This window comes from Cytobacillus sp. Bac17 (genome assembly GCF_024519925.1).
Classification (GTDB): domain Bacteria; phylum Bacillota; class Bacilli; order Bacillales; family Cytobacillaceae; genus Cytobacillus; species Cytobacillus pseudoceanisediminis.
This window is the reverse complement of sequence record NZ_JALJRC010000065.1, coordinates 1-8,500: the sequence shown is the minus strand read 5'-3', so window position 1 is coordinate 8,500 and position 8,500 is coordinate 1. Positions and strand designations below refer to the sequence as shown.

Below are 8,500 nucleotides of genomic sequence, written 5' to 3'. Positions count from 1 at the left end.
AAAGATGAAAAAGAGAATGGTATTTAAGGAGTTAAACATAATATACGAGGGGCAGGTTTGTTGAAGTAGAAATGTTAAAATAGTGATAAAAAGGGTGATAGTAAAATGCCTAAATTTCAAGAAGAGGACGACTTTCTTTCTTTATTTGAATGTGAACCAACATTATTAGATACTACTTCAAAAGACTTACCATTCTATTATAATGAAACCACATACCGATTCTCTAATGGAGAGGAGGACTTTATTGTTAAGCTTTCCCCTTCCTATGGTGAAGTTAAAATACAAGTAACTCAACGTATTTCAAATAGATTGATATCAATTTTAGACCTAAAACGGGTCAAAAAATTTGAAATTACAGCAGATAAAAAAGAATGTGCCAGTATACTATTAACAGTCATTAATGAGGACTCTCAACAAAGTATTGAAATTGATTTTAAACCGTATTTCAAACAGATCTTCAAAGAAAAATTAACTCAATAAGCATAACTTCTAGCTAAATATATTGCTTAGATCAAGACCAGCTGCCGAACCAGGCGGCTTTTTTGTTTAGCTTAAGGGTTGTTTGCAGAATCTGAGATGACAAATAAAAGGATTGTAGAAGTCTTTGGAGAATAACTTCAAGAATCTCAATTTTAAAAGGAGAAAAGTTGAGTTGTATTCTTTTAAAAGTTTAATCAAGCAACTTATCGGTTTTTTTCTATTGCTCATATTAGCTGCAATTCCTTTGGTTTTCCATAATACAGGGGATCCCTTACAGTCTCAACAACAAATTATATTTCACCCCCAACAGATTGTAATTCTAATAAAAGACTTTATAGCAGGAATTTTTTCATTGGACGCTTTTTATTATAAAACTGGTAGCAATACAAGGTTTTTTCCAGCTGATATTGTTGCCTATTTTAAATCGTCATATTTTTATTTAACCTCGTCTGGATTGATTGTGATTACTTTATCTTTTCTGTTTGGAATATGGTTTTGGAAGACGAGTGTCAAGTACCTGAACGGCACATTGAGTTTTCTGGGGATGATCCCTGACTTTATCTTTATTTTACTAATGCAATTACTAGTAAACTTTATTTATAAAACTACAGGGATCAAGACTGTGAAGGTAGCTTCGCTCAGCATGGACGACCCGGCATTATTTCTTCCGATTGTTACTCTTGTTCTTATCCCCCTTATTTACTTAATAAGGGCACTGAATGAACATACACATGAAGTGATATCGGAGGATTATATACTAACCGCAATAGGAAAAGGGTTAAGCAAGCCGAGAATATATTTATTTCATGTAACAACCAATGTCCTTCCCTATTTAAAGGCGGATTTGAAAAAAATTACAGGAATCATGATCAGTAATCTTTTTGTGGTTGAATATCTGTACAATACCAGGGGAGTTACAACTATGCTGTTTCAAATTCAAGTGAAGTTTGGATATCAGTACAATTTAGTTGTTCTTTGCTTAATAAGCATAATGCTGCTTTATACTTCCGTTTTCTATACATATAAACTGTTCATATCTATCATAGAGAGGATTCTGAGGCATGCTTAAGAGTATGAATATAAAGTTAGTCCTTGGTGTCCTTTTATTTGGTGGTTTTATTCTGATTTCATTAATAGGCCCACTGATTGCTCCATATGAAGTTGACTACAATAAGAAGATTGGATATACCCAGACTGCAGAAGGCCAGCAATTGGTTTCCTCTCCATTCCCGCCATCACAGGAATTTAAATTCGGAACAGATAAATGGGGATACGATATTTTGACACTAATGCTTCACGGTGCAAAGTATACAGTGCTCGGAACCTTATTAATAGCGATTGCGAGAGTTTTACTTGGAGGTATTGCAGGGATATTAATGGGTCTTCATAAAAAGAAAAGAACACTAAGAAAAGCGACAATTTCAGTTTGGTCAGGCATACCAACCTTTGTTATTATCTATTTCATTATGGTTGGGATTAATATTAATTCCAGCATTCCTATATGGGGACTGATTCTGATTCAAAGCGTATTAATGATTTTCCTGGGTGTAAGCAGCGTTTATAATGTGATCTTTTCGAAAACAGCTGAAATAAAAAAGGAATTATATGTCGTTGCTTCAATATCCCTTGGAGCGTCAAACAACCATATAATGGTGAAGCATATTTGGCCGGCTTTAAAAGGGAACATTATGATTATCTTAATAAACGAAGCCATACTGGTTTTACATTTAATTGGACAATTAGGCATATTCAATTTGTTCTTTGGAGGCACTCACCAGCAATTCTTCCCCACAATTTACCTGTCTGTAACTCACGAGTGGTCAGGGCTAATTGGTCAGGCGAGAGGCTTTATGTATCATTCTCATTGGATTATCTTATTCCCTCTTCTGGCCTACATTCTGTTCTTGTTCTCCCTATACCTTACTTCGTCAGGACTAAGTGATTTACAGGTTAAAAAGGTTAGGAAAGCAAGCTTGCTGTAAATTTCATGGTATGGGCCATCAACAGCTAACGGGTCAGGTTAGTATAATAAAGGATATTTGAAGTTGACTGGGATTCATAAAAAGAGTGGAGTGGTGTTTATGTTTAAAAAAAGTTTCGTTTCAATTATTTCGATTATTGTTATCTTAACTACTGTTGGGTGTACAAATAAGAATAAGGAAGCCATAACTACAAATGTGGAAAATAATCTAGCACAAAAATGGAATCAAAGCCCTCTATTCAAATCTGGTAATTACACAATGATTGGTGAAAAAGGGCGCTTAGGTTTCATTTATGATGATACTGAGGTTGTTAGATTTTATCCAAATAAAACTCAAAAATATATGTGGCATTTTTGGGGAGAAGAACAAGAGTTTAACGGAAAACTTAAAATAGTTGCTATACATGAGAATGATGAAGAAGAGCAAATAACTGTGGCAGAAGGCGGACTAGGTGGTGATAATAACGGAGCAGACCGACACGCTCCATCTAATATGTCATTGCCAAAGAGTGGTATGTGGAAATTAGATGCTTATATTGGAGATAAACTATTCGGAAGTGTGTATGTTAAGGTCCATAAGAAATAAACTTCTAAAAAATGGTCGTTGTAGTTTTAAAAAAGTAAAATTTACTTCAACTAATGGGTGCACTGCTAAAAGAACGGCTGCCATTACAACTGTCCTTTTTATTCAACAAAAGGGGCAGGTATGTTGAAGAAGGATTTTTAATATATTCTCGAGAAAGCTCTTAAATCAAATAAAGCTTTTTTCGGAGGAAGATATGGAAGAGTTTAAAGTGAAGCAATTAAAAAGTCTGTTTTATATTGATTTAGCCCATTTAGTTAATGAAAGCAAAGAAGAGGGTTTTCGGTTTCTTGAAAGATTAGTTAAAGATTTTGAAAATGGCACTAATAAATTTAATAAGCCTGGGGAATCTTTATATGGTTTGTTTAACAAAGAAGGTGTTCTAATTGCTATTGGAGGGCTTAATATAGATCCATTTTCAAATGATGAAAAAGTAGGACGGTTAAGAAGGTTCTATGTTTCTAATGATTATCGAAGGATGGGTCTTGGAAGACTTTTGTTAACACAAATAATTAACGATGCAAAACACTTTTATAAGGTTTTAGTACTTCATACAGATACAGAACAAGGAGATAAATTTTATACCTCTCTTGGATTTTCAAAGGAAAATATTTATCCGAATTCAACACATTATTTAAGCCTATTTAATATGTGAAGTGTTATTAAAAAAATGGTGCGTTATATGATCCAGCTGCCAAACCAGGTGGCCATTGAACAAAAGGGGCAGGTTTATTCAATAAGGCATTGGATTATTATGGTGAAATAAATTATAAAGGGGGGCAAAGTTTTATTATGAAAAAAGGTTGGGTTTCGCTTATTAGTGGCTTAATTTTAGGTTTAATAATTTCGTTCTTTACTCTTGATTATAATGGCTGGAAAGTTCAACGAATAGGGGAAAAGGGTGAAGTTATTAATACAATAAATGAGTTGGATTTTGATTTAATAACCAATTGCTTTTTTATAGTGCTTATTTCAATTTTAGTTATTTATATACTCTTGACAGTCTTAGAAAAAATAAGAAAAACATAAATTTACTTATTTAGCTAACGATGCAATTGTGAAGAAACCGGCGCCATTACAATTGGGTTTTTTCTTGTTTAACAAACGGGGCAGGCTATTGCGGTTATCGTAATGTTTTTCCCTTAAATTTAAATGCGATATATAGTACCTTATATAAAATATTACAAATGCAAAAAAGGAGAGAAATGATGGGGAAAATAAATTATTCCATTGTTGATGTTTTTTCACAAGGAAAATATACAGGGAATCAACTTGCTGTTTTTAAAAATGCTGGAAACATTCCCGATGATGAGATGCAACAAATAGCTAAGGAAATTAATTTTTCAGAGACTACTTTTATTTTATCTGACAAAGAAAAAGCTGGCGGCTACGACGTTCGTATCTTTACGCCTAACGAAGAAGTCCCTTTTGCTGGGCATCCAACTTTAGGAACCGCATATATCATTCAAAGCGAAGTATTAACCGACCCCTCCGATAAACTTATATTAAATTTTAAAGGCGGACAGATTCCCGTCTCGTTTGATAATCAAGAAGAAATACTTTGGATGAAACAAAACAAACCAACTTTTGGTCGGATTTTAGATGCAAATAAGGTTTCTGATGTATTAAGTATAGATAAAGAATTCATAGATAATAGATTTCCTATCCAAGAGGTTTCAACTGGACTTCCAGTGATTGTTGTGCCTTTAACATCTTTAGAAGCAGTTAAAAAAGTAAGCGTAAATAAAGAAAAATACTTTGAATTAATTGAAGATACTAATGCAAAAGCCATTATGGTGTTTTCTCCTGAAGCGTATAATTCCGAAAATGATTTAAATGTTCGAGACTTTGCAGATTATTATGGTGTTCCTGAAGATGCTGCTACTGGAAGTTCTAATGGATGTTTAGCTTCTTACTTAGTTAAATATCGATATTTTGAAAAAAGTGAAATAAATATTCGCGTAGAACAAGGATATGAAATAAAAAGACCATCCTTATTGTTTTTGAAAGCAAGTGAAGATAACGGGGAAATCATTATATATGTAGGTGGAAAAGTAGAAAAAATTGCCCAGGGTGAATGGTTTCTATAATTTTTCCTCCTTCAACAACGAGTGCATTAATTTAAGATACGGCTGCCAAATTTGGTGGTCTTTTCTTATTATACAAAAGGGGCAGGTTTGTTTAAGGAGGGAAAAATTTAAATTTTACAGGTTTGGTGCAATGATGATACCTTCTATCGTCTTAATCGTCTAATTAATCGTAAGGCGTAAATATTGTTAATTTGTTTATAAGTGGCTTTTTTACATTACTTATTATGTTTACCATAGGTAAGATCCCTATAAGTGTAAAAAATTCAGAAGCGAGGAGGGGATAGGAAGGTCATACTAAAAAGAAATTATATGGTTGGTTGTGGCAGAAGGGTTTGGCCTGGGCAACAGCAACTCGTAAAATGGGGAAATAATCGTATCAACTTTAACTAATAAGAAGTACAATTCGAAAAGGATATTTCGATATTTCATAAAAAATTTCTAAATATTGTAATTTATATCGTCAGAAATGTATCATGGAGATATTACATCTTTTCTTAAAGGGGGATTTTAAATGAAAGTAATATTGCCTTTTGCAATAGCCCTGCTTGCACTAACAGGATGTTCTGCATTAGCAAGTGATGAATCTACTGAAACGAAATGGTTTGAAACCAAAGAAGAAACAATTGATTATGGCATTAAAGAAGAAAAGATTAAAAAAGAAGACATTATTGGGAAAGTTAGTGAAAACGGAGAAACATTTATTATTTATAAGAAACAATTAGAGGAAGGCTTAGGCGTAGGTGTATCAAGCATAAGTGAAAATGAAGGGCAATATGCCTGGTATGATCCTGATCAAGATGTACTTGTTAAGAATGATGAGGTCAAACAATATTCTTCTCAAATAAGTTGGGGAACAGAAACACAGTCAGGAAAAACTTTTACAATTTATACCGGAGTAAGTGAAGCAGAAGCTCCTGTCGTTAAAACAAAAACTGGCGAAGTAAGTCCCACAATTGACAACAAAACAGGAATTTATTTTTATATCCAACCAACTAAATAGGCCCAAAGACCCTTTACCAAATTTTAACAAAATTGGATAATTTAGATAATTCTGGTAAAGGAGGAAAAGTATGAGAAGAAGTATTAAAAATGTTTTTGCTGTCTTAAGTTTGAGTGTTGTTTTTTTAGGGGGATTTGGAGGATCTACATTCGCTGCAGGGTCGAAGGATGCTAATAAACCTGTAAAAATCGAGAAGAGAAATGCCATTTATGATGAATCTCTAGGAAAGTATGTAACACCTCTTAAGGAAGTAGATGGACAATTAGTTCCAGTTTCAAAAGAAGAATATGTAAATGAGATTGAAAATTCTGAAGAAGTTGACACTGAGGGTATGTTTACTGATGAGGATGCAACTGGTGATGGTGATGTATCAATCTTAAGGGATTATTACGAATACTACAGATACACTCCTTCTTCAACTACCAATGTGACTGGTGGTACTAAAAAGGTAACTGCAGACATCGGTTGTACTACATCTACTTGTAGAATTGATAAAGCAGTTAGTGTGACAGTATCCGCTACGTATAGTGTTTCTCTAACAGCAGAAAAAGATGCGATTAAGGCTAATGCAGGCTTTTCATGGACTAGTAGCGCATCTGACTCTAGCACATATTCTTTCACACTATCAAAAGGTGACTCTGGCTATATTGGATTCAAGCCATACTTAAAGAAAACTTCTGGAACTTTAAAAAGATATTCAAATTGGGATGGTTTACTATCTAGTAAATCAGCTTATGCTTATTCTCCGAGAAAAACCTCATCTGGTGAAGCAGATGGTTATTACTACTTTGTACATTATTAATAGCTGAACAAAAGGGTGTCTTGATAAGGACACCCTTTTGTGTTTAAATAATTCGAAAAAACAGCTAGTTCCAATAGAGGATGTTATACAAAACGTAAATGTAGGCATTACTTTAACATCAAGCTGCACAATGGTGGCCTATTCTTACTTAACTAACGGGGCAGTTTTGTCGAATAAGAACTTGTTATAACATTGCATATTTATTAGTGGAGGATTCTTATATTAGCAAATTAATTAATGGCAGGTTATAAAACAATCAGGTATTTTAATAAAGGAGTGGGGCACAATTTTTAGAAAGTTATTCTTTAAAATATGAAGAGTTTGCTTCTGAAATGGGCTTTCCTGATTGGAAATCAGCTTGTGAATATACATATTTTGTCTTCCATATTCCTGAAGATGCTCAATGGAGTGTCACTGAGCTGCCAAATAGAACTTGGGCAGTTTGGAATGACATAGGTGAACCTCCATATTCATTTCACCTTTTCTCAACTTGGCGAGAAGCAATTACCTTTTTAAGAAGTATTTTTGAAAAAGAGAAATACTTAGAGGATTATTGGGACCCAGAAGGATATGATCCAGGAGAAGATGTATTTTTAAAACCACCAGATAAACACAAAAAAGACGATTAATTATTTATTTTTTGATTGAATCCCTTATTCAATAAACGGGGCAGTTTAGTGCAAGAAGAATAAAAGTAAAATGTTATAATGAATTTATTATTTTTTTAAAGGGGCAGCATAGGAATAAAAATCTTATTTCTTATTCTATTATCTTCTTAGGATTATGTATTCTTGTAGGTTCTTGGTTTATTTTACAATCTATACAATCCAATCAATTTAAAACATCACAGAAAGAACAATTTCGGTATGAATTAATTTCCCCAAATGATAGTAACATCATTATTTTTGATAAACAAAGTGGAGACTATTTTTCGAAATATATTGAACCTAATGAGGGACCGACCGAATGGCAAAAACAAAAATCACCAATATCTACTTCACCAAAGTTAATCTGAGATTTTATTGAGCTATGGAATGCCCTATGTACAAGGACTGCTGCCGAACTAGGCGGCTATTTTTTTGTTGAACTACAGGGGCAGGTTAGTGAAATAAGGTAGGACATTGGAATAAGACTTGAGAATATATATTTTTAAAAAGAAATATAGGGGTGATTACAATACAAAAATGCGATACTTGCAACAATCCATTTAAGTGGATTAAAATTTTTAGAGCTAATTGGTTTTACAGCACAATAAACTGCGACAGATGCGGCACAGAATATAAGATAACATTTCCTTCTAGGTTTATTTGCGTCTCTTTTACAATAATACCAATGTGGATATATGGTTTGTTTGCATCTCCTTTCAGTAATGTTTTTACTACAATTGTTATATGTATCGCCACTGCGATTATTGGTTCTTTGTTCTCGCCTTTTTTAGTAAAATATAAGAAAGTTGCGAAGGGTTCACCGTAAGCTAAAGGGTACTTTTGTCAAAAAAAACTGCTAATCTGTTAATGTCCCCTTTAAGTAGACATTCAAAAAAACCTTCATGTTACCATGGAGG

General features: G+C 33.4%; 11 protein-coding genes. All 11 read left to right on the top strand.

The window, feature by feature from the left end; all coding sequences use genetic code 11:
* The first annotated feature begins 105 nt into the window (after positions 1–105).
* The 11 genes from NR125_RS28970 to NR125_RS30015 all read left to right on the top strand — a co-directional run bounded on the left by NR125_RS28970 (position 106) and on the right by NR125_RS30015 (position 8,409).
* Positions 106–480: a hypothetical protein gene (locus NR125_RS28970; protein WP_256816808.1), complete on the top strand. Its 375-nt coding sequence runs from the start codon at positions 106–108 to the stop codon at positions 478–480.
* A gap of 460 nt (positions 481–940) precedes the next feature.
* Positions 941–1,549 carry an ABC transporter permease subunit gene (locus tag NR125_RS30020; RefSeq protein ID WP_256816809.1) on the top strand — a complete coding sequence of 203 codons (609 nt, stop codon included), beginning with the start codon at positions 941–943 and terminating at the stop codon, positions 1,547–1,549.
* Between the two features lie 4 nt (positions 1,550–1,553).
* Positions 1,554–2,462: an ABC transporter permease subunit gene (locus NR125_RS28960; RefSeq protein ID WP_235831255.1), complete on the top strand. Its 909-nt coding sequence runs from the start codon at positions 1,554–1,556 to the stop codon at positions 2,460–2,462.
* 99 nt (positions 2,463–2,561) lie between these two features.
* Entirely contained in the window at positions 2,562–3,047 is a 486-nt protein-coding gene (locus tag NR125_RS28955) for a hypothetical protein (RefSeq protein ID WP_061794368.1), read from the top strand.
* A 193-nt stretch (positions 3,048–3,240) separates the two neighbouring features.
* The gene (locus tag NR125_RS28950) at positions 3,241–3,699 is read left to right on the top strand and encodes a GNAT family N-acetyltransferase (RefSeq protein ID WP_071157472.1); all 459 of its coding nucleotides are present in this window, start codon (positions 3,241–3,243) and stop codon (positions 3,697–3,699) included.
* 89 nt (positions 3,700–3,788) lie between these two features.
* Positions 3,789–4,073 (top strand): hypothetical protein, encoded by a 285-nt coding sequence (locus NR125_RS28945; RefSeq protein WP_256816797.1) that lies wholly within the window; start codon positions 3,789–3,791, stop codon positions 4,071–4,073.
* Positions 4,074–4,252: 179 nt separating this feature from the next.
* The gene (locus NR125_RS28940) at positions 4,253–5,134 is read left to right on the top strand and encodes a PhzF family phenazine biosynthesis protein (RefSeq protein WP_071157475.1); all 882 of its coding nucleotides are present in this window, start codon (positions 4,253–4,255) and stop codon (positions 5,132–5,134) included.
* A 511-nt stretch (positions 5,135–5,645) separates the two neighbouring features.
* The gene (locus NR125_RS28935; protein ID WP_071157477.1) at positions 5,646–6,134 is read left to right on the top strand and encodes a hypothetical protein; all 489 of its coding nucleotides are present in this window, start codon (positions 5,646–5,648) and stop codon (positions 6,132–6,134) included.
* 70 nt (positions 6,135–6,204) lie between these two features.
* Positions 6,205–6,936 carry a DUF6060 domain-containing protein gene (locus tag NR125_RS28930; RefSeq protein ID WP_019379510.1) on the top strand — a complete coding sequence of 244 codons (732 nt, stop codon included), beginning with the start codon at positions 6,205–6,207 and terminating at the stop codon, positions 6,934–6,936.
* Positions 6,937–7,268: 332 nt separating this feature from the next.
* Complete coding sequence (locus tag NR125_RS28925) at positions 7,269–7,565, top strand: hypothetical protein (protein ID WP_019379509.1); 297 nt, start codon at positions 7,269–7,271, stop codon at positions 7,563–7,565.
* Between the two features lie 538 nt (positions 7,566–8,103).
* Complete coding sequence (locus tag NR125_RS30015; protein WP_372675492.1) at positions 8,104–8,409, top strand: TIGR04104 family putative zinc finger protein; 306 nt, start codon at positions 8,104–8,106, stop codon at positions 8,407–8,409.
* Positions 8,410–8,500 lie beyond the last annotated feature (91 nt).